Genomic DNA, 20,527 nt, shown 5'->3' on the forward strand with positions numbered 1-20,527 from the left:
GCCGCGTTTGCTTTCCCGTTGTCCCCACGTACCGGCTGCGCGCGTCGCGCACAGCCGGCGGACCCGTGTTTTGCCTCGCAAGGAGCATCCGGATGTCCCAGCCCAACTCGAATGCCGCCGACGGCATCGCGCCTGGCCGCCTCACGGCCGAACAGCTTGGCTGCAACTTTGCCGACGTCGCGCCGCCACTCTCCAACAATGCAGCCGTCATCGCCGCCGACCGCTGCCACTACTGTTACGACGCGCCCTGCGTCGCGGCTTGCCCGACCGGCATCGACATTCCGGGCTTTATCCGCAAGATCGGCAATGGCAATCTCAAGGGCGCGGCGCGCGACATATTGAGCGCGAATCCGCTGGGCGGCACGTGTGCGCGCGTCTGCCCAACCGAAATTCTCTGCGAAGGCGCGTGTGTCCGGAATCATCAGGATGGCGAACCAGTTCAGATCGGCGCACTGCAGCGTCATGCCACCGACTTTCAGATGGCGCGCGAAGCCACCGGCGCGCCAGCGCTCTTCAAACGCGCGAGCGAGACGGGAAGGCGCGTGGCCGTGGTCGGGGCCGGACCGGCGGGGCTTGCCTGCGCGCATACGCTTGCGCTCGCCGGGCATCGCGTGAGCGTGTTCGACGCCGGCGAAAAGCCGGGCGGGCTCAACGAATACGGCATCGCGGCGTACAAGGTCGTCGACGATTTTGCACAGCGCGAAGTGCAATGGCTGCTTTCCATCGGCGGGATCGACATACGTCAGGGCCAGCGGCTTGGTCGTGACGTCACGCTTACTGAATTGCGAGCCGCGTATGACGCCGTGTTCGTCGGCGTGGGTCTTGGGGGCACGCAAGCGCTTTCCGTTGAAGGCGAAGCGCTCGACGGCGTGCGCGATGCTGTGGAATTTATCGCACACCTGCGCGAAGCCGACGATCTTTCTACGCTTGCGGTGGGCCGCAAGGTGGTGGTGATCGGCGGCGGCAATACGGCCATCGATGCCGCCGTGCAAAGCCGCAAATTGGGCGCCGAGCAGGTGACGCTTGCGTATCGGCGCGGCGCGGCGCAGATGAGTGCCACCTGGGCCGAACAGGAATTCGCACGCGCGCAGGGCGTGGGGCTGGTCGAATGGATGAAGCCGCTGCGCATTACCGGCGACACCTGCGTGCAGGCCGTGGAGTTCGAGCGCACCGCGCTCGATGCGGGCGGCGCGTTGCGCGGCACCGGCGAGATCGTGCGTGTAGAAGCCGACATGGTCCTGAAAGCCATTGGCCAAAAGCTCTTGCCAGAAGGTCTGGTTGGCCTCGATGCCCTGCAACTTGCCGCGGGCGGCGCGCGCATTGCCGTGGATGCGGATGGTGCGACCTCCATCGAAGGCGTATTCGCAGGCGGCGACTGCGCAGCCCATGGCGCAACCGATCTCACCGTGCAGGCCGTGCAGGACGGCAAGCTCGCCGCGCGCGCGATCGACCGCTACCTCGCGAGTCAGTCCGCTAAAGCCGCTTGAACTGCGCAGCTCGATCCAGGCGAGCAACACACCGAATCCAGACAATACGAAGGAGTCGCATCATGGCCGACCTGCGTTGCACGATTGCCGGCATTGAATCGCCGAACCCGTTCTGGCTTGCCTCCGCGCCACCCACCGACAAGGCCTACAACGTCAACCGCGCCTTCGAGGCGGGCTGGGGCGGCGTGGTCTGGAAAACACTCGGGCTCGACCCGCACGTGGTGAACGTGAGCTCGCGCTATGGCGCCACCACGTGGCGCGGTCAGCGCATTGCGGGGTTGAACAATATCGAGCTCATTACCGACCGCCCGCTCGATGTGAACCTCAAGGAAATCGCGCAGGTGAAGCGCGACTGGCCAGACCGCGCGCTCATCGTCTCGCTGATGGTGCCGTGCACCGAGCAGGACTGGAAGTGGATCCTGCCGCAGGTGGAAGATACCGGCGCCGATGCGGTGGAGCTCAATTTCGGCTGCCCGCATGGCATGAGCGAGCGCGGCATGGGCGCGGCCGTGGGGCAGGTGCCCGAATACATCGAAATGGTCACGCGCTGGGTGAAGGAGGGCACGCGCCTGCCTTGCCTCGTGAAACTCACGCCGAACGTGACCGACATACGCCACGGCGCGCGCGCGGCGATGAAGGGCGGCGCGGACGGCGTCTCGCTCATCAATACGATCAACTCGATCGTGGGCGTCGATCTCGACGTGATGGCGCCGCTGCCGACCGTGGATGGAAAAGGCACGCACGGCGGCTACTGCGGCCCCGCCGCGAAGCCCATTGCGCTGCACATGGTCGCGGAAATCGCGCGCGACCCGCAAACGCACGGCTTGCCCATCTCCGGCATCGGCGGCATTTCCGACTGGCGCGACGCCGCCGAATTTATCGTGCTGGGCGCGGGAAGCGTGCAGGTCTGCACCGCCGCGATGCACTACGGATTCCGAATCGTCAGCGATATGATCGACGGCCTCTCCAACTGGATGGACGACAAGGGCTACGCGAATCTCGACGCCATTCGCGGCCGCGCCGTGCCCAACGTCACCGACTGGCAGTACCTGAACCTCAACTACGACATCAAGGCGCGCATCGATCAGGACCGCTGCATCCAGTGCGGGCTCTGCCATATCGCCTGCGAGGACACCTCGCATCAGGCCATTACGGCCACGCGCGACGGCAAGCGTCACTTCGAGGTGGTCGACGCAAACTGCGTCGGGTGCAATTTATGCATGCATGTCTGCCCGGTCGACCAATGCATCACGATGGAGCGCGTCGACTCGGCCCGCTACGCGAACTGGACCACGCATCCCAACAACCCGGCGCGCGTGGCCGATCCGAAAGCCGCCTGACGCATCGAAACAGCACTGAGCCGAACTGAGCCGAACTGAGCCGAACCAGACCAACGACAAGCCACGGAGAACTGCAACCATGAGTCAGCCATTGACAGGCGACGCGAGCGTGCGCCGCGCCGAAAGCGAGTTATACAACGACGATCTCGCGCCGACCGGCGCAGCACAGCGCACGTGGCGCTGGTATCACTTCGCGGCGCTCTGGGTGGGCATGGTGATGAACATCGCCTCGTACATGCTCGCGGCCGGGCTCACCGAGCAGGGCATGTCGCCGTGGCAGTCCGTGCTCACGGTGCTGCTCGGCAATCTCATCGTGCTCGTGCCGATGCTGCTGATCGGCCACGCCGGCACGAAATACGGCATTCCCTACGCGGTGCTGGTGCGTTCCTCGTTCGGCACGCAGGGCGCGAAGCTGCCCGCCATGCTGCGCGCCATCGTGGCGTGCGGCTGGTACGGTATCCAGTCGTGGCTTGGCGGCAGCGCCATCTATACGCTCGCCAATATCCTCACGCACAACGCGCTGGTGGGCGACGCGCTGCCGTTTCTCGGCATCTCGATCGGCCAGGGCGCGTGCTTCCTTGTGTTCTGGGTGCTGCAGCTCTATTTCATCCTGCACGGTACCGATTCGATCCGCTGGCTCGAAAGCTGGTCCGCGCCCATCAAGGTCGTGATGTGCGTGGTGCTCGTGTGGTGGGCCTGTTCGAAGGCGGGCGGCGTGGGTTCGATGCTCTCGCAACCTTCCCAGTTCGCCGCTGGCGGCAAGAAGGAGGGGCTCTTCTGGGCGACGTTCTGGCCGAGTCTCACGGCCATGGTGGGCTTCTGGGCCACGCTCGCGCTCAACATCCCCGACTTCACGCGCTTCGCGAAAACGCAAAAGGACCAGTTCGTGGGGCAGGCCATCGGCCTGCCGATTCCGATGGCGCTGCTTTCGGTGGTCTCGGTCGTCGTGACTTCGGCCACGGTGGTGATCTACGGCAAGGCGATCTGGGACCCTATCGATCTCACGAGCCGCATGGAAGGCGTGGGCGTGGGCATTGCGCTCGTCATCCTCACGCTCGACACGATGTGCTGCAATCTCGCCGCGAATCTCGTCGGGCCGGCCTACGATTTTTCGAGCCTCTGGCCCAAGGCGATCTCGTACAAGGCGGGTGGGCTCATCACCGCGGGTATCGCCATCGTCATGATGCCGTGGAAGATTCTCGCCACCACGCAGGGCTACATTTTCACCTGGCTCGTCGGCTACTCGGCGCTGCTCGGACCCGTGGCGGGCATTCTCATCGTCGATTACTTCCTCGTTCGCGGCACGCGCCTGAATACTGCGGAGCTATTCGAGGAGAACGGCGAATATGCCTACTCGAACGGCTGGAACGTGGCAGCCGTCGTCGCGCTGGTCTTAGGGGTGCTGCCCAATCTGCCGGGCTTTCTCTACACCGCGTTCCCGAATGTGTTTCCCTCCGTGCCCGACGCATTCAAAAGCATTTACACCTATGCGTGGTTCGTGGGGCTCGCCATCGCGGCGCTCGTCTACGGCGTGATGATGAAGCTCGGCAAGAGCCGGCGCCCGAGCGTGGCGAACGCGTGAGTTGTGGCAGCGCGAATTCGTTCAACTGAAGGAGACTTGGCATCATGGCGATCCTGATTCGAGGCGGCACCGTCGTCAATGCGGACAAGAGCTGGCGCGCGGACGTGCTCTGCGAAAGCGGCGTGATCCAGGCCGTGGGCGAAAACCTCGACGCGCCCGCGGGCGCGGCCGTGGTTGACGCCGGCGGCCAGTATGTGATGCCGGGCGGCATCGACCCGCATACGCACATGGAACTGCCGTTCATGGGCACGACGGCGAGCGACGACTTCTACACGGGCACGGCGGCGGGCCTGGCGGGTGGCACGACGTCGATCATCGATTTCGTGATTCCGAACCCGAAGCAGCCGCTCATGGACGCGTTTCGCGAGTGGCGCGGCTGGGCCGAAAAAGCTGCCGCCGACTATGGCTTTCACGTAGCGGTCACGTGGTGGGACGACAGCGTACATCGCGACATGGGCCTGCTCGTGAACGAACACGGCGTGTCGAGCTTCAAGCATTTCATGGCGTACAAGAACGCCATCATGGCCGACGACGAGATTCTCGTGAACAGCTTCGCTCGCTCGCTCGAACTGGGCGCTTTGCCTACCGTGCATGCGGAAAACGGCGAACTCGTCTTCCAGTTGCAGCGGCAGTTGCTCGCGCGCGGCTTCACGGGGCCCGAGGCGCATCCGCTTTCGAGGCCGCCCGAAGTCGAAGGCGAGGCGGCAAATCGCGCAATTCGCATTGCGCAGGTGCTGGGCGTGCCGGTGTACATCGTGCATGTTTCGGCGAAAGACGCGCTCGAAGCCATCGCCCGTGCGCGCAGCGAAGGGCAACGCGTGTTCGGCGAGGTGCTCGCGGGGCATCTGGTGATCGACGAGTCCGTGTATCGCGACCCGGACTGGGCGCGCGCCGCCGCCCATGTGATGAGCCCGCCGTTCCGGACGAAAGAGCATCGCGACGCGCTCTGGCGCGGGCTGCAAGGCGGGCTGCTGCACACCACGGCGACCGACCACTGCGTGTTCTGTGCTTCGCAGAAGGCAATGGGCCGCAATGATTTCACAAGGATTCCGAACGGGTGCGGCGGCGTGGAGGATCGCATGGCGGTACTGTGGGACCAGGGCGTGAACACGGGCCGGCTCACGCCGAATGAGTTCGTGCGGGTGACTTCCACTAACGCCGCGCAGATCTTCAACCTGTATCCGCGCAAGGGCACGGTGGCTGTCGGCGCCGATGCCGATCTCGTCGTGTGGGATCCGCAGGCCACGCGCACGATCTCGGTGAAGACGCACCATCAGAACGTCGACTTCAACGTCTTCGAAGGCATGACGGTGCGCGGCGTGCCCACGCATACGGTCTCGCAAGGTGAACTGGTGTGGGCGAACGGCGATCTGCGGGCGCGGCGCGGTGCGGGGCGGTACTTGAAGCGGCCTGCGAATCCTGGCTATCTGCAGGCGTCGCGGCTCGCGAAGAGCCTGAAGGAGACGCAGCCCGTGCATCGTGAGGGGGATGCGACTAGCGAGGCGAAAGGGCTCGGGTAGTCTGATTGACGGCGACGTGTCGTTTCAGGGAACCAGACTTCTCACGTAGTTGATTGGGGCGTGATCCGCGAGGTCGCGCACCATGACGTCACCGATGCGCCACGCGTATTGGAGCAGATAGTCGTCGCGCGCGGCGGCGCGGTCCGCTTGCACGAAAGCATCGTCGGCATGCGGTGCCAGTTTGCCTTCGCGCGTGATGTAGTTCGACGCTCCCGCGTGAACGTATCCGCCAATGGGCGGTGGCAAATCGGTGACGAGATCGCAGCAATCGACATAGCGCGTGATGTCGACATGGGCGAGCGTGGCGACAAACGCCGCGTCGCCGACGCGTGGCGAACCGATCGTCACGAGGGCGTTGGGCGTGCACAGGCTGGCAAAGAGCGTCGCGATGGCCGCACCGAGGCTATGGCCCGTCAAGATGAGCTGTTTTCTCGTCGGCGCGGTTTCGTTCAACCAGTTGCCGACTGCTTCGCGCAAGCCGCGGGCGGCGCGTGCAAATCCAGCATGAACCTGGCCGGCGCTTTCCGTCCAGGCGGACAAGCTGCCTTCGAGGTCGAGAGCGATATCGGTAAGCGATTGCGGCTCTGTCCCCCGGAACGCGAGCACGGCGAGGCCATCGGAGCGCCTCACTGCGCCGAAGCCATGCGTGTCGTCGTCGGCATTGTTGAAGGGAGCAGCGCCTTCAAAACCCACCAGGGCGAGCGCTTGTTCGAGCCGCTGGAGTTCAGCGCCGCCTTTCTCGTAGCGTACATAGGCAAGCCGCGCGAACTCCGCGCACAGTGCGTCAATATCGTAGTTGCCACCGGCAGTGAACACAGTCGGCCTGAGTTCCGGTGAGTTGAGCGCGTCGCGCGATGGGTCGTAGGGGATAGGCATGTGCACCTCGGTGGTATCGTTGGGAAATGAGGCGCTCGCGGATTTCGGCCTCAAAATCGACGCGAGCGTTTCGGTCACATCTTGACGCATCACCGGCTGATGGACAGCCACGCGATCTTTGCGACCTCGAACGTGTTCTAGCCAATCAGCGTCTGGAACAGTTCATTCGCCCGGACAGGGGCGGCGAGTGCCGAATCAGTCATTGATCAAAGGCACTTATTCTGTATCGCTTGTTGTTAATTGTTTTATACATTATGGAAAACGGAAATTCATCCAGAATGAGGCCTATCAGGGATTCGTTGTTGCAATAAATCTCCTCTGGCCCAACGGCTTTGATGGTATCGAATAGTGAGTTGTGGTCACCTTTGAATTCCACGTGGCAATCCACCCTCCATTCATGCTTCAAGTTCAACGGGTAGGCGGAATCGTCGATGGCCAACGTCTTCTTATAGCGTTGATCCTCTAGCAGTGCCGCTTCCGCCTTCACGAAATCATCGAGGCACTGGCGGCTGGTGACATACCGCTCCCAGGGCAATATTGCGCGCACGGAGGTGCAGTCTCGGCAGTAATCAGCCTTCGTCCTGCTGTTTACGTGGTGCACCAACGTCAGAACCCTGATCAAAGACTCGTCTTTAACAAACGAAAGCAAATACTCGTAGCAATTGGCCAGCGTATATCCAACGCCGGCAACATCGTCCACCAGCAGGATTCTCTTGCCCTCCTTGATGCAGGTGTCGACGAGATTAAACACTTTGTTGTTGTTGATTTCAGCCTTTGCTTCCCGACGATCGTAGTGTACAAACTCGACGGGCAGGCCCAACATCTGCGAAAGCATCAGGGCCGGTATGGCGCCTCCGCGCAAGATGCCGAGTATCAAACCGATGTTTTCCTGAACCAGTTGCTCTCTTTTAGACAGGCAAAAAATTTCTATGTCGTCGTAGCCATAGAAGTAGACGGGAAGTCTGGCAAATTCTGTGTTCACCTGGTTTTGCTCCGTTCACCTACAGCGATAGCGGCAACGCAAGATGTCGCGCGTACATCAGGCGGCGAGACCACCCCAGACCGCTTTCACCGCACAGTTCATGCGCGAGGCCGAAAGCCAGAGCACGCTCGGCGGGGTCCTCCGGCAACAACGAAGGTGCGGGCACCAACCGCTCCGCGAGTAGAAGAATATCCGCCCAACCGCGGCGCGGTCGCTCCTGCCCGACCATAAGCGCGGGCGCGCTCAGTTCCCCGGTCCACTGCTTCAGCGTCTCGCTGTCGTAGGCGAGTCGCATGGCAGCCCACTCGATACCCTTGATGTGCAGAATGCCCTTGGCCGCTTCGCTCCAGGGACTCGGAACGCCACCTACCACGACCATGCGCAAGCCATCGCGCTGCACGGCTGTTTCGACGTCGATATATGCGAACGGCATTGGTCTGCTCCCTCAAGGCGAGCGGGGCCAGCGCACTGGCCCCGCTCAGCCGATCCAGGCCAGAATGTTACGCCACGCGCTTTATTGCGTTTGCGATCCGCTGACCTGCTTGAGCGTGGGATCGAGCAGCGCATCCTTGACGTTGAGCGAAGACGCTTGCCCGAGATTCGCGTAGTCCTTCTTGAGCCACCCGTCCGCCACCTCGCGTCCACGCTCGAACAGCGTTTTGAGTAGCGACCAGGACGTGCTGCTCTTGGAAACGAAGCCGAACTGCGCGAGAAAGTCGTCGTCGCGAATCAGGTGAAACCTGACGGTCTTGAAGCGGCTTTTGCTCGCGGCTTCCTCGCCAACCGAGTCGAGCACGCGGTTGACCGCTTCGATCGCGTTGATCTCCAGCACGACGGAAGCGTTGAAACCGATTTCGTTGAGCCGGTCCAGAATGCCGCGCGCATTTTTCGGCGGCATGTCGCGGCGTACGAACGGATTCACGAGGATCAGGATCAGGTCCTGGGCATGGGCGATCAACGGCGCCAAAGGCGGATTGCCCAGATAACCGCCATCCCAGTACGGCACGCCGTGAACGTTCACGGTGCGGAATTCGCTTGGCAGGCACGCGGAAGCGCGCAGCACATCGACGGAAATTTCGGGCTGCGTAAAGATGGTGCGTTGATTGGTGCGTACGTTGGTCGCGCAAATGAAAAGCTGCAGGCTCCCGCTCTTCGCGTTGAGCGTGGAGAGATCGGATTCCGGGAGCGCGGAGCGGATCACCGGGCCGAGCGGATCGCGATAGAAGGGATTGTTGTAAGGCGAAGCGACGAGTCCCACGATCTCCGAGAATATGGCCCCAGGACTCCAGTCGATATTCCAGCCGCCAAACGGCCCGGGCTCGGAAAAGCCGAAGAGCGCATTGCCGGTCTGCTCCCCGACGCGCGACACCGCTTCCCAGAAGGTGCGCAGCCTCTCGCGCGCTTTCGTGGCGCCCCCGCTGGCCAGGCCCGCCGCGCAGAGCGTCGCGTTGATTCCGCCTGCGCTCGCGCCGCTGATCGCCTCGACGCTGAACGGCGTGCCCTGCGATGTCGATTCGAGCAATCGATCGAGCACGCCCCACGTGAAGGCGCCGTGCGAGCCGCCGCCTTGCAGCGCAAGCGCGACTTTGGGGCCGGACTGCTGCACGCCGCTCGTGGATTCCTCTATCGCCATGGCTCCTCTCTCGTCGTCATCGCGCTGCACGCAATCGTACGCGCGAGAGGGAATGCGCGTGCTGCGAATGCCGCCTCAGGAATTGATGAGGACGGGCGGTGCGGCCTTCAGCGCGTGGGTCATCAGCGTGATCGCCGCACGCTCAGCGGCCGGGTCGGCCGGAATTCTTCCGTCGAGCGCCAGCGTCGCCAGACCGTGAACCAGCCCCCAGCAGGCGAGCGCCCCCCCCTCGACGCAATGCGGCGCCAGCTCCGCCACCCGGCGCGCCATCAGCGTATACGCACTTCGGCAATCTTCATGGGGCAGGGCGAGTCCTGCGCCATCCGCGAACATCAGCCGGAACAGCGCAGGATGCGCGCGGGCGAAGCCAACGTAGGCCAGGCCCTGCGCGGCGAGCGCTGCGCGCGCGTCGCCCGCCTCGTTGGCGCGCGCGGCGCCTGCCTCCAGCATGGCAAAGCCCTTGAGCGCGACGGCGCCCATCAGCGCCGCCTTGTCCTCGAAATGGCGATAGGGCGCCATCGCCGAAACGCCGGCGGCACGCGCCACCGCACGCAGGCTGACGTCGCTTTCGCCCTGTTCGAGCAAGGCCAGCGCGCAATCGACCAGACGGTCACGGAGGGACAAATTCGAATCGCTCATTCGTTGTTTACACTGTAATCATTCGGGACTATGCTTACAGCGTAAACAACCGGGAGCCCCCATGCAAGCCTCTGTTTCCCGTAGGTCCGTCGACCTCAGCACGTACCCGAATCTTGTGGTCATCATTCTTGGCTTTCGCGTGCGCCGGCTGCGGGGAATCGCCACCTTGTTCGGCATCGGCAAAGGCTTGCGGCAAATCGAATTGAATCCGCCTGCAGGATTGCTCTCGAGCGAGCAGTTCCTGTTCGCACTCAATCATGTGGGTATCCGCCAGTATTGGCGCGACCTCGAAAGCCTCGAAGCCTTTACCCGCAGCGCGCCGCATTCGCGCTGGTGGGGCGAGTTTCTGCGCGACAGCGGCGGCGCGGGCTTCTGGCATGAAAGCTATAGCCGGCAAGGGATGGAGGCGGTTTATATCGACATGCCCGGCCCCGTGGGCTTCGACCGCTTCGCGCCGGCGCGCCAGCCGACCGGACCTTTTATGACCGCGCGAAAGCGCATGGCGGCAGACTAGACGAAGGCGCCATTCACTGCGTCTCACGCACAGCCTGGTGCCTGCGGCAAGCGCCTTCGTGTGCGCCCTGGTTATCAAACACCTCGATATCCTCGTGCAAAATGCGGCGGATTTCGAAAATCGCCTCAGGAGTTTCCTGAACACTATGTCCCGAAACGATCACCTTTTCGGAGAGCGCGCCATCGAGGTGCGCGCTGCGATAGGGGACGACCCCGTCATCGGAATCTTCGAGCGGGCCCGTCTCACGGCGTCGCGCAATGATCGAGTGAAAGCACACATCGGGGCTGATCGGCAGTCGTGAAATCGACTGGATGATCGGATCGGTCTCCCGCAACTGCTCGATGCTGTTGGGAATCGGGATGGTCTTTCCGGCCCGCTGGGTGCTATCCGCGTTGGTGGCGCTCTGCAGCATCTCGTCGATCTCCTTGAACAGCGCAAGCGGCAGGCGCACCAGGTTTGCGACCCAGCGAGACAGGCGATTGCTCGCGAACGGCGTGCCGCGATGTGGCGTGGCGATGAAGATCGCGCGCTCGACCTGTGGCATCGGCGTAAAGCGCAGCAGACGATCGAGCCGCTCGTCCTCGCGCACGATGTCGACGCCTTCGGGCAGGTACTTGTTCTGGATGGTTATCCACAGTACGTCGTCGGAGGACGAGACGAGCAACCGCGCGAGCACGCCGCCCATGCTGTGCCCGATCAGCACCATACCGTTCGAAGCCGGCAGCTTGCCTGCGGGATCGAAATGCGCGAGTGTCAGTTGTACCGCCCGCCGAATTCTCGCGAGGTTGATGAGAATGGGTACGTTGGTCGGGTAATAGACCTGCCAGACCTGGAAATGCTGGCGCAGCATTTCGTCACCCTGAAGGTCGTTGGCGACGTTGACCCATGCCTCGGGACTGCTGGCCAACCCGTGCAACATCAGCACGATGCGCCGGTCCGGATCGAACGGTTGCATCATGTAGATGCGCGGACGATCGATACCCCTCGTGCGGCCGAGCAGCGAACGCAAGGACTGCCTGGCAAAGCCGGAGCGGGCAAGCCAGATGCCGTAGCCCGCACTGAAGTTGGCCGCGAGCGGCACGGTCTCGCCATTGATCTCTACGCTCTCTACGCGAAACGGATCGTAGGCGGAGAACACCACGTCGTGCGAATCGAGCAGCTGCTCGAGCGTGCCATTGCCGAACAGCAGCAGTGCGGTGACGTTCGGCGAAGGCATTTCATTGAATGGACGCGAGCCGGGTGCGAACCAGATGGTTGCGCCTGCGTTCGCATTCGCATCGTCTTCAGCGGTTGTCGCTGCGTTGTTAATCGTCGCGCTATCCGGGTCGGGTTGGGCGGGCTGTGTGACCGCAACCAGATCCGCACCCAGACCGTCACGGCGATAGGTACTGTGGAGTCCCGCGAACGACAGCCCCGAGGCGGGAATGACTTCGCTGAGTTCGCGTACGCCCTCGGGCAGCCGGACCTCTCTCAGGTCGACATGGATGGTCCAGCCTGCGATGAACTGCTTTGCCGAATCGCGCTGGCCGGTGGTCGTTTCAGTGGAGGTGCCGCGCAGAAACAGCGCGCCGGCAAGCTCCTGGACCGCATAGTTGTAGTAGTCGCGAACCTGCGTCTGGCGGTCCTCGAAGGCCCGTTCGCCAGCCGTGCGCTGGCCGAGGAACAGAAACGCATACGCGTATCGCGCTGTCTTGAGCCACGAATCGAATTGCGCGTCGGTCCAGGGGGCGCCGGCAGGCGGCGTTTGCTCGAGCGCCATCTGGAGCGATAACTCGGCGAGGCAGGCAAGGCGCTGTCCGGTACTGAGTCCGCCGACGGTTGCGATCGTATCGATACACGCTTGCGGTGCACTCTGGCACGAACTTTCGTCCAGGGCCGCAACCCGCAACGTGGCCTGTGTCGCCGCGCTCAACTGGCCGGTCGAGAGAATATCTCCCCGACGCATGGCAAAGTACTGCTGCGGGCCGAGCGAGTTCACGCGCACCATCGCGCAGCCGCATAGCAGCGCGGCAACGACGAGGGCCGACACATTGGCCAACAGATGGGCTAACGGCGGGCAACGCGACATGCGTGGTGGGTAAGGGCGCGTCATGAAGGATCCAGGCCATTCGCGCGGTCGCGCTCAAGCGTGTGGCGAAATGGGGGACGGCGCAGCGCGGTGGCCGGCAGACCGATGTATACCAGCCTGATCTGGATTGCGTCCGCACGGTGATCCGCGGCCGACGCCTTTGCGCTCTGCCGGGTTGACTCGCGCCGCTGGCATCAACAGACTCTAGTCACCATCGATCGACACGGGAGCGAACTTGGCCAACCCGGATCTTGTTGAAAGCGGGCCGAAGGGCGCGCATGTCGTCGCCGCGCAGGCGAGCCCGTGCGACGAGCTCGTGATCCGCACGCAGCCCACCTCAGTCGATCGTCCGTGCCGGCGCAAGCGTCTCGCGCTCGCGGCGACGATCCTGGGTTCGAGCATGGCGTTCATCGACGGCTCCGTCGTCAACGTCGCACTGCCGTCCATTCAGAGCGAACTCGGTGCGAGCGTCGCCGCGATGCAATGGGTCGTCAACGCGTATTTGCTGTTTCTCGGCTCCCTCGTGCTGGTCGGCGGGTCGATGGGGGACAAGCTTGGCCGCCGCACGGTATTTATCGCGGGCATCGCGCTGTTTACGCTGGCGTCGGCGGCTTGCGGTCTCGCGCCGAATGCGGCTGCGCTGATCACCGCGCGCGCGGTTCAAGGCATCGGCGCGGCGCTGCTCGTACCCAGCAGCCTCGCGATCATCGGCGCGGTGTTCGACGACGAAGCGCGTGGCCGGGCGATCGGCACCTGGGCGGGCGTCGGCGCGATCACGTCGGCGGTGGGGCCCGTGGCGGGCGGCTGGCTCGTCGATGCATTTTCCTGGCGCGCGATCTTCTTCCTGAACGTCCCGCTCGCCGCGCTAACCATCGCGCTCGCCATTTCATCGGTGCCCAACAGCCACAGGCCCGATGCGCCCGGGCAGCTCGACTGGCCCGGCGCGCTTGCCGCGGCCGGGGGACTCGCCAGTCTGACGTTCGGGCTGACCCAGGCGTCGGCGCGAGGCTTCCAGCATCCGGTCGTACTGGTCGCAATCGGCGCCGGCGCGCTCGTGCTCGCGGCGTTCGTCATGATCGAAGCGCGCAGCGCCAACCCCATGATGCCGCTCGATGTATTCCGTTCGCGCGACTTCACCGGCGCAAACCTCGTCACACTGCTGCTTTACTTCGGGCTCGGCGGCGCATTCTTCTTCCTGCCGTTCACGCTGATCCGCGCGCATGGTTTCACCGCGACCGAAGCGGGCGCGGCGCTGCTGCCGGTGCCCGTCATCATCGGCTTGCTGTCGCGCTTCACCGGTGGCCTGACGAGCCGCTTTGGCCCGCGCGCGCTGTTGACCGTTGGCCCGGGCGTCGCCGGGCTCGGGTTCACGCTATTGGCGTTGCCGTTCGTGCGCGGCAGCTACTGGACCGGATTCTTTCCTGCGCTCGCGGTGCTCGGGCTCGGCATGACGATCACCGTCGCGCCGCTCACCACGACCGTGATGGGCTCGGTGTCGAGCGAGCGCACCGGCGTCGCATCTGGCATCAATAACGCCGTTGCACGCGTGGCGAGCCTGCTGGCGGTGGCGGTGCTCGGCATCGTGTTCGTGTGGTCGCATCACGCAGCGCTGGCGGCGCGCCTCGACGCGTTGCACGTGCCGGTGAACGCACGCCAGACGGGGCAGCTGCTGGAGCCGGAGGGGCAAGGCGGGCTCGCATCGGACGGCGCCGGCACGCCGCACGCAACGCTGGTGGCGCGTGCGGAAGCGGACGCGATGATCGACGCGCTGCGTGCCGTCGCCATTGTGTCTGCCGCGTGCGCATTCGCTGGAGCGGGTATTGCGGCGCTAGCCATACAGCACAGGAAATGAGCTGCAAACGTTTGCACCTGATCGAATTCGCGGAAATGACACTTCGGCATGAATAATTAGCGAATCCAGGTGAATTTATAAATGCGCGGAGAAATTGCCAGCTCAAAATGAAAACGACCGAATTCGTGTTTCGTATTCGGGGAAGCCGGCGGTATGGGTTAATGAATTCGATGCGGCGTTAAATTCGCGCGCCCCTTTTTTATGCGCAAACGTTTTCGTTTTTGATTTGTCGCGAACGCGTGACAAATTTAGCGCTGCAGACAAATTAAATAATAAACACGGCGAGAATAATACGTATAATCCGCCGCGCGTCAGTTGATCCGCCGTTCTTCCGGAATCACCCACAAGGATCGCCTGCGCTTAACGCCGGTCACTGCCCGAATGGTGACTATGGCTGCTTCTGCAAATTCTGTTGACCCTGTGCGTCTCCTTTCCGGGCGCATGAATAGGTGATGAATTCCATGCCAGCACCGCAATGGCGTCCGTTCCTGTCGTTCCTCACGCAAGCGTTGACGCAGAACCTGACGCCCAGGTTTTTGGCCCAGCTTATGCGCGCTGCGGGCGGTCAATTCGCGCATCAATATGCACCTGGTGAGGCGGCCACCGTGGCTGCGATGCGGGACGCCATGAATCAGGTGTGGGGCGAGCTGGACTGGGGCCGGGTCGAGATACGCGAGGCTCAGGACTGGCTGGTGCTCACGCATTACCACGCACCGCTCACGGCCGTATTCGGCGCGGAGAACGTGGCGTGGGCCGGGGCGTTCCTCGAAGGGGCCTATGAAGCGTGGATGCATCAGTTGGGCGCCGACACTCAGTTGCGCATGACCACGGCGGGTCCTGCGGATGCGTCGGGCACGATGGTTTTCCTGTTTGGTAAGTAGAGGTCGGCAGGTCGGCAGTTCAGGAAAAAAAACACAAAACGTGCTGCGCGCATGACGCGCCTTGATGGACAGCACAACGAATACTACGGGGTCGGGGCATGAGCAGTGCATCGGACATTGCGAATCTTTTCGAGGTAGCGGACGCAAGCCCATCGCAGTACCGGGAAGTGGAAAGGGCGGAGCAGACGCAAGGTCTGCGTGGGCGCTGGTCCACGCTGGACGCGGCGGAGCCGGACCCCGTCGCGCCCGCGCCTGTCGCGTCGGCGCAGGGCGACGCCGCTGATCCGGCCGATCTTCCCGTTGCGACTGATGCGCTCGATGCGCCCGTTACGACCGATGCGTCACCCGACGCGGTTTGCGCCACGCCTGTTGCCGCGTCCGAACCTCCTCCGGCAGAGCAGGCCGCACTCGAAGAGCCTGTCGTTCAACCCACGCCCGAGCCTGTCGTCGCGGTGCAGCAGTCCGCCGCGCTGAGCAGTGTGTTTGCGCGCCTCATGGAACGCAATGAACCTCGTGGCGATGTTGCGCAGCGTGGTGCGCCATGATCGTCAAGCGGAAATCGATGCGGCCGCAACGACAAGCGGCCGGTGCGGGGCAAAGTGACGATGCCGGAGACTGGGACGACACACTGCTGCAAGCGGGGGCGTCGCTGCTCGCGTCGCGCTGGTCACGCGTGCTCGTGACGCTGGCGGCCGTGCTGTTGTTCACGTCGGCCGTGACGGTCCATCTGGCGGTGTCGAAGCAGTGGCTGTTCGCCATCCTGTGCATGGGCGTCGCGATCGCGCTGAGCCGCGTGCGCGGCCGCGTCCTCACCGTGTCGCTGGTGGCGTTGTCGGTATTCATGTCGCTGCGCTACCTGTACTGGCGCGTGACGCAGACCCTGTCCTTCACCAACTCGCTGGACAGGACCTTCGGCTATCTGCTGTTGCTGGCCGAAGGCTACGCGGTGCTCATGCTGTTGTGCAGCTACTTCCAGACGCTCTGGCCGCTGCATCGCCGGCCTGCGCCGCTGCCGGCCGATACGTCGGCCTGGCCCACGGTGGACGTCTACATCCCCACCTACAACGAGCCGCTCGACGTGGTGCGGCAGTCGGTGCTGGCCGCGACGCTGCTCGACTGGCCCGCCGACAAGCTGCGCGTATACCTGCTCGACGACGGCCGCCGTGACGAGTTTCGGGCATTCTGCGAGCAGGCCGGCGTGGACTATCTGACCCGCCCCGACAACACGCACGCCAAGGCGGGCAATCTCAACGCGGCGCTGGCGAAGACCCACGGCGAGTACATCGCCGTGTTCGACTGCGATCACGTCACCACGCGCTCGTTTCTGCAGATCTGCATGGGCTGGTTCCTGAAGGATCCGAAGATGGCCATGGTGCAGACGCCGCACGTGTTCTATTCGCCCGATCCGTTCGAGCGCAACCTCGAAACCTACCGCAAGGTACCCAACGAGGGCGACCTGTTCTATGGCGTGCTGCAAAACGGCAACGATCTCTGGAATGCCGCGTTTTTTTGCGGTTCCTGCGCGGTGTTGCGGCGCTCCGCGCTCGACGAAGTGGGCGGCGTGGCGACCGAAAGCGTCACCGAAGACGCGCTGACCGCGCTCAAGATGTGCATGAAGGGCTACAACACGGGCTACCTCGCCATTCCGCAGGCGGCGGGGCTGGCGACCGAAAGCCTGGGCCGCCACATCGGTCAGCGGATTCGCTGGGCGCGCGGCATGGCAGAGATCTTCCGCCAGTTCAACCCGTTGTTGATCTCGGGGCTGACGCTGCCGCAACGGCTGTGCTACCTCAGCGCGATGATGCACTTCTTCTTCGGCTTGCCGCGCATCGTGTTCCTGATCACGCCGATGGCCTATCTGTTCTTCGGCGCGCACGTCTTTCATGCGTCGGCGCTAATGGTGCTCGCCTATGCCGTGCCGCATCTCGTGATTTCGAGCATCGGCGCCTCGCGCATTCAGGGGCGCTTCCGCCATTCGTTCTGGAGCGAGGTCTACGAAACGGTGCTGGCGTGGTACGTGATTCTGCCCGCACTCCAGGCCGTGCTGTTTCCCGGCAGTAGAGGCTTCAACGTGACGTCCAAGGGCGGGGTGATCCGGCAGTCCTTCCTGGATTGGGCGATGGCGCGGCCCTACATCGTCCTGTTGCTCATCAACCTCGCCGGCTTCGCAGTGGGGGTGGCCGGTCTGATCCGCAGTCCCGGCTGGCCCGAGGCGATGAGTATTCTGTTCAACCTGGTCTGGGTGATCTACAACGTCATGAACCTGAGCGCGGCGGCAGGCGTGGCGTCCGAGTCGAGGCAGCTGCGCCTCATGCCGCGCGTGCAGATCGAGTTGCCGGCCGCCATCCGTCTGGCCGACGGGCGTCGCGTCGTCTGCCAGACCAGCGACTATTCGCACGGCGGCCTCGGACTCGTGCTGCCCGAGGACGCGCCGCTGCCGCAGCGCGGCGAGCGCGTCGTGGTCTCGGTGTTCCGCGACGACTACGAGGGCAAGTTTCCCGCCGAGGTCCAGGTGTGCCGCGGCCGCACCGTGGGCGTGAGTTTCCCGGCCCTGACGATCGATCAGGAACGCGACCTGATGCGCGTGACGTTCTCGCGCGCCGACAGCTGGATTGCTTCCTGGGGCCGCTATCGTCGCGACCGGCCGTTGCGCAGCCTGTTCGAGGTGCTCGGCGTCGGCGTGCGCGGCCTGAAGGAGTTGTTCCGGCATCTGCTGATGGGCTCACGCGAGCGTCTCGCACGCTCGACCGAGGCGCACGCGCGCGAGTTGGGATCGAAGCAATCGTGAGTCCCGTCCATCTGTTGCCTTTGCGCGCCCTGACGTGCGCGCGCCGGCTGGCGCCGCGGTTGGGTTCGGTGCTCGCCGTGCTTGCGCTCGGTGGCAACGTTGCGCTGGCCGCGAGCGCGCCCAGCGCGCCGACCGCATCGGCGCCGCCGTTTGCGTCGCAGGCCGTGACGGCCGAAGCGCCTGCATCGGCGCAGCCGCAGACCGCCACCGACTCGGGCGATACCTATATCTATCGCATCCCGCTGCTGCGGCAAAACGCTGTGCAAGGCCTGACGCTGCTCGGCGAGGACGCCTATGGCGGCATGGACTTCGGTTTGCGCCGTGACGAGCGCGTGGTCGGCGCGCGGCTCGTGCTCGACTACCGCTATTCGCCTACGTTGCTCCCCGCGCTCTCGCACCTCAATGTGCTGCTCAACGGCGTGGTGGGGGCGACGATTGCGTTGCCGGAGCCTGTGCCGCGCACGTCGACGCAGGTGAGCGTGGATTTGCCGGTGTCGCTGCTCGGCGAGTTCAATCACCTCAACCTCGAGCTGATTGCGCATAGCAAAGCCAGCGATCAAGGTAACGATCCGCTGAGTCCCGACCTGTGGCTGAAAGCCGGCCCGAATAGCGCGCTCGAACTGACTGTGGCGCCGGCGGCGGTCTCCAGCGACCTGTCGCAACTGCCCGCGCCTTTCGTCGATGCGCGCGATGAGCGCCGCGTGAATCTGCCCGTCGTGCTGCCGCGCGCACCGGGCGCGCGGCGCCTCGAATCCGCGGGGATCGTGGCCTCGTGGCTGGGCGCGCAGGCGGGCTATCGCGGCTCGCACTTCACCGCGAGTCTCGGCGCGCTGCCCGCACATGGCCATGCCGTCGTGCTGGCGCTGCGCGACGAGTTGCCTTCCCTGGGCCTGGCCCCGCTCGCCGTCGACGCCCCGACGCTGGCGATCGTGCCCAACCCCAACGACCCCAACGGCAAGCTGCTGCTGGTCGCGGGCCGCGACGAGCCGCAACTGCGCACGGCGGCGCTGGCGCTGGTGCTGGGCGCGAAGACGCTGGCGGGCCCGCAGGTCCGCATCGACGGTCCCGTTGCCGCAGCACCGCGCCAGCCTTTTGACGCACCGAACTGGTTGCCGGGCGACCGCCCGGTGGCGCTGGGCGAACTGTTGCCGGCGGACCGGTTCACGATCCAGGGGCTCCGGCCCGGCGCGATCGATGTGGACCTGCGCCTGCCGCCGGGCCTGTTCGGTTTCAACAACAGCGGCGCGGTGCTGAACTTGCGTTATCGCTATACGGCGCGCCCGGAGTCGACGCGTTCGGCGCTGAATGTGCTGGCAGGCAACACGCCGATCGCGACGTTGCCGCTGCCGGGAGACGCATCGGACGGCCATGCCGTGATGCGGATTCCGACGTATCTGCTGCCGCCGCTGACGACGCTGCAATTCGACTATCGCTACGAGCCGGTCAAGACGAAAGACCACTGGCAGGACGTGCCCGGCGGCCCGCTGCTGAGCGCCATCGATCCGACTTCGACGATCGATATTTCGCAGTTGCCGCGTTACACGGCCATGCCCGATCTGGGCGCGTTCGCCAACGCGGGCTTTCCGTTTACGCGCCTCGCCGATCTGTCCGAAACCGCGGTGATCCTGCCCACGCAGCCGGCCGCGGACGACGACTCCGCCTATCTGACGCTGATGGGCAGCATGGGGCAGGCCACCGGCTATCCGGTGCTGGGCGTGACGGTGGCCGATCCGGCTCAGGTCGAATCGCTGCGGCAAAAGGACTTGCTCGTGCTGGCATCGGGCGACAACCAGCCTTTGCTCAAGGCGTGGCGCAGCGACTTGCCGCGCGGGTTCTTCGCACCGGCTCCGTCGTCCGGCAACGGGCTCGCCGGTTGGTGGGACAAGCTGACGGGCGGCCAGACGCAAGCCAGGCGCGAAGCCGACATCGCCGCGCTCTATCGCAGCGACGACCACGACGGCATGGTAGCCGGGTTCGAGTCGCCGCTCGCGCATGGCCGCAGCGTGGTGGTCGTATCGGGCAATACGCCGGGCGGCCTCAGCGCGGTCGCGGACGCGCTGCAAGCGCGCCACTACCGCGTCGACGACACGATCGGCGGCAGCCTCGTGGTCGTCAATGACGGCATCCTCACCACGCTGAACAAGGACCAGAGCTATTTCATCGGCTCCTTGCCGCTGCGGCTCGCGATCGAGTGGTTCTTCGCGAGTCACATCGTGCTGCTGCTCGCGGCGACGCTCGTCAGCGTCGTGCTCATCGGTTTGCTCGGCGGCGTGCTCCTACATCGGCGCGCCCTGAGACGCCTGAATCTGGACATTCCCCAGACATCGCAACGTGAAGAAGGACGACGAGGTTCTCATGTTTAAAA

General features: G+C 64.3%; 16 protein-coding genes. 10 read left to right on the forward strand and 6 right to left on the reverse strand.

Going from position 1 to position 20,527, the window contains the following annotated elements; genetic code table 11:
* Positions 1-92 precede the first annotated feature (92 nt).
* From M3A49_RS06475 to hydA, 4 genes are all read left to right on the forward strand, one after another.
* Positions 93-1,487, forward strand: coding sequence for an NAD(P)-dependent oxidoreductase (locus tag M3A49_RS06475; protein ID WP_266227955.1), 1,395 nt, complete (start codon positions 93-95; stop codon positions 1,485-1,487).
* Positions 1,488-1,549: 62 nt separating this feature from the next.
* On the forward strand, positions 1,550-2,827 hold the full coding sequence (gene preA, locus M3A49_RS06480) for an NAD-dependent dihydropyrimidine dehydrogenase subunit PreA (RefSeq protein ID WP_254354597.1): 1,278 nt from the start codon (positions 1,550-1,552) through the stop codon (positions 2,825-2,827).
* Between the two features lie 79 nt (positions 2,828-2,906).
* Positions 2,907-4,409, forward strand: coding sequence for an NCS1 family nucleobase:cation symporter-1 (locus tag M3A49_RS06485; RefSeq protein WP_266227956.1), 1,503 nt, complete (start codon positions 2,907-2,909; stop codon positions 4,407-4,409).
* A 44-nt stretch (positions 4,410-4,453) separates the two neighbouring features.
* Positions 4,454-5,929, forward strand: a complete 1,476-nt coding sequence (hydA, locus tag M3A49_RS06490) for a dihydropyrimidinase (protein ID WP_266227958.1) — start codon at positions 4,454-4,456, stop codon at positions 5,927-5,929.
* A 24-nt stretch (positions 5,930-5,953) separates the two neighbouring features.
* Here the strand turns inward: hydA and M3A49_RS06495 are convergent, their stop codons facing one another.
* The 5 genes from M3A49_RS06495 to M3A49_RS06515 form a co-directional block, all read right to left on the reverse strand.
* Positions 5,954-6,805 carry a lipase family protein gene (locus tag M3A49_RS06495; RefSeq protein ID WP_266227959.1) on the reverse strand — a complete coding sequence of 284 codons (852 nt, stop codon included), beginning with the start codon at positions 6,803-6,805 and terminating at the stop codon, positions 5,954-5,956.
* Positions 6,806-7,004: 199 nt separating this feature from the next.
* Positions 7,005-7,787 carry a phosphoribosyltransferase gene (locus M3A49_RS06500; protein WP_266227960.1) on the reverse strand — a complete coding sequence of 261 codons (783 nt, stop codon included), beginning with the start codon at positions 7,785-7,787 and terminating at the stop codon, positions 7,005-7,007.
* A gap of 19 nt (positions 7,788-7,806) precedes the next feature.
* On the reverse strand, positions 7,807-8,220 hold the full coding sequence (locus M3A49_RS06505) for a hypothetical protein (protein WP_266227961.1): 414 nt from the start codon (positions 8,218-8,220) through the stop codon (positions 7,807-7,809).
* An 81-nt stretch (positions 8,221-8,301) separates the two neighbouring features.
* Positions 8,302-9,420: a patatin-like phospholipase family protein gene (locus M3A49_RS06510; protein WP_266227962.1), complete on the reverse strand. Its 1,119-nt coding sequence runs from the start codon at positions 9,418-9,420 to the stop codon at positions 8,302-8,304.
* A gap of 75 nt (positions 9,421-9,495) precedes the next feature.
* Positions 9,496-10,059 carry a TetR/AcrR family transcriptional regulator gene (locus tag M3A49_RS06515; protein ID WP_254354590.1) on the reverse strand — a complete coding sequence of 188 codons (564 nt, stop codon included), beginning with the start codon at positions 10,057-10,059 and terminating at the stop codon, positions 9,496-9,498.
* Between the two features lie 61 nt (positions 10,060-10,120).
* Here M3A49_RS06515 and M3A49_RS06520 point away from each other — a divergent pair, with 61 nt between their 5' ends.
* A complete protein-coding gene (locus tag M3A49_RS06520) occupies positions 10,121-10,573 on the forward strand; it encodes a monooxygenase family protein (protein ID WP_254354589.1) in 453 nt (150 codons plus the stop codon).
* Between the two features lie 13 nt (positions 10,574-10,586).
* On the opposite strand, the gene M3A49_RS06525 is transcribed toward M3A49_RS06520, so the two are convergent.
* Positions 10,587-12,665 carry an esterase/lipase family protein gene (locus tag M3A49_RS06525; protein WP_266227963.1) on the reverse strand — a complete coding sequence of 693 codons (2,079 nt, stop codon included), beginning with the start codon at positions 12,663-12,665 and terminating at the stop codon, positions 10,587-10,589.
* A gap of 211 nt (positions 12,666-12,876) precedes the next feature.
* Here M3A49_RS06525 and M3A49_RS06530 point away from each other — a divergent pair, with 211 nt between their 5' ends.
* From M3A49_RS06530 to bcsB, 5 genes are all read left to right on the forward strand, one after another.
* Positions 12,877-14,493, forward strand: coding sequence for an MFS transporter (locus tag M3A49_RS06530; protein ID WP_254354587.1), 1,617 nt, complete (start codon positions 12,877-12,879; stop codon positions 14,491-14,493).
* 461 nt (positions 14,494-14,954) lie between these two features.
* Positions 14,955-15,374, forward strand: a complete 420-nt coding sequence (bcsD, locus tag M3A49_RS06535; protein WP_254354586.1) for a cellulose biosynthesis protein BcsD — start codon at positions 14,955-14,957, stop codon at positions 15,372-15,374.
* Between the two features lie 98 nt (positions 15,375-15,472).
* Positions 15,473-15,919, forward strand: a complete 447-nt coding sequence (gene bcsR, locus M3A49_RS06540; protein WP_254354585.1) for a BcsR/BcsP family cellulose biosynthesis protein — start codon at positions 15,473-15,475, stop codon at positions 15,917-15,919.
* A 17-nt stretch (positions 15,920-15,936) separates the two neighbouring features.
* Positions 15,937-18,162 carry a UDP-forming cellulose synthase catalytic subunit gene (bcsA, locus tag M3A49_RS06545; protein ID WP_266227964.1) on the forward strand — a complete coding sequence of 742 codons (2,226 nt, stop codon included), beginning with the start codon at positions 15,937-15,939 and terminating at the stop codon, positions 18,160-18,162.
* Entirely contained in the window at positions 18,159-20,525 is a 2,367-nt protein-coding gene (gene bcsB / locus M3A49_RS06550; protein ID WP_266227965.1) for a cellulose biosynthesis cyclic di-GMP-binding regulatory protein BcsB, read from the forward strand. Before bcsA ends, bcsB begins: the two co-directional genes overlap by 4 nt.
* The last annotated feature ends 2 nt before the right edge of the window (positions 20,526-20,527 follow it).

The sequence above is a fragment of the Paraburkholderia sp. CNPSo 3076 genome (assembly GCF_026343935.1).
Classification (GTDB): domain Bacteria; phylum Pseudomonadota; class Gammaproteobacteria; order Burkholderiales; family Burkholderiaceae; genus Paraburkholderia; species Paraburkholderia nodosa.

What these genes read in the sequence shown, in the direction of transcription:
- M3A49_RS06515 (WP_254354590.1), bottom strand. Translation starts at nt 10,059, where the DNA reads ATGAGCGATTCGAATTTGTCCCTCCGTGACCGTCTGGTCGATTGCGCG.
- M3A49_RS06495 (WP_266227959.1), bottom strand. Translation starts at nt 6,805, where the DNA reads ATGCCTATCCCCTACGACCCATCGCGCGACGCGCTCAACTCACCGGAA.
- bcsD (WP_254354586.1), top strand. Translation starts at nt 14,955, where the DNA reads ATGCCAGCACCGCAATGGCGTCCGTTCCTGTCGTTCCTCACGCAAGCG.
- M3A49_RS06510 (WP_266227962.1), bottom strand. Translation starts at nt 9,420, where the DNA reads ATGGCGATAGAGGAATCCACGAGCGGCGTGCAGCAGTCCGGCCCCAAA.
- M3A49_RS06485 (WP_266227956.1), top strand. Translation starts at nt 2,907, where the DNA reads ATGAGTCAGCCATTGACAGGCGACGCGAGCGTGCGCCGCGCCGAAAGC.
- bcsR (WP_254354585.1), top strand. Translation starts at nt 15,473, where the DNA reads ATGAGCAGTGCATCGGACATTGCGAATCTTTTCGAGGTAGCGGACGCA.
- M3A49_RS06525 (WP_266227963.1), bottom strand. Translation starts at nt 12,665, where the DNA reads ATGACGCGCCCTTACCCACCACGCATGTCGCGTTGCCCGCCGTTAGCC.
- hydA (WP_266227958.1), top strand. Translation starts at nt 4,454, where the DNA reads ATGGCGATCCTGATTCGAGGCGGCACCGTCGTCAATGCGGACAAGAGC.
- preA (WP_254354597.1), top strand. Translation starts at nt 1,550, where the DNA reads ATGGCCGACCTGCGTTGCACGATTGCCGGCATTGAATCGCCGAACCCG.
- M3A49_RS06505 (WP_266227961.1), bottom strand. Translation starts at nt 8,220, where the DNA reads ATGCCGTTCGCATATATCGACGTCGAAACAGCCGTGCAGCGCGATGGC.
- bcsA (WP_266227964.1), top strand. Translation starts at nt 15,937, where the DNA reads ATGCGGCCGCAACGACAAGCGGCCGGTGCGGGGCAAAGTGACGATGCC.
- M3A49_RS06475 (WP_266227955.1), top strand. Translation starts at nt 93, where the DNA reads ATGTCCCAGCCCAACTCGAATGCCGCCGACGGCATCGCGCCTGGCCGC.
- M3A49_RS06520 (WP_254354589.1), top strand. Translation starts at nt 10,121, where the DNA reads ATGCAAGCCTCTGTTTCCCGTAGGTCCGTCGACCTCAGCACGTACCCG.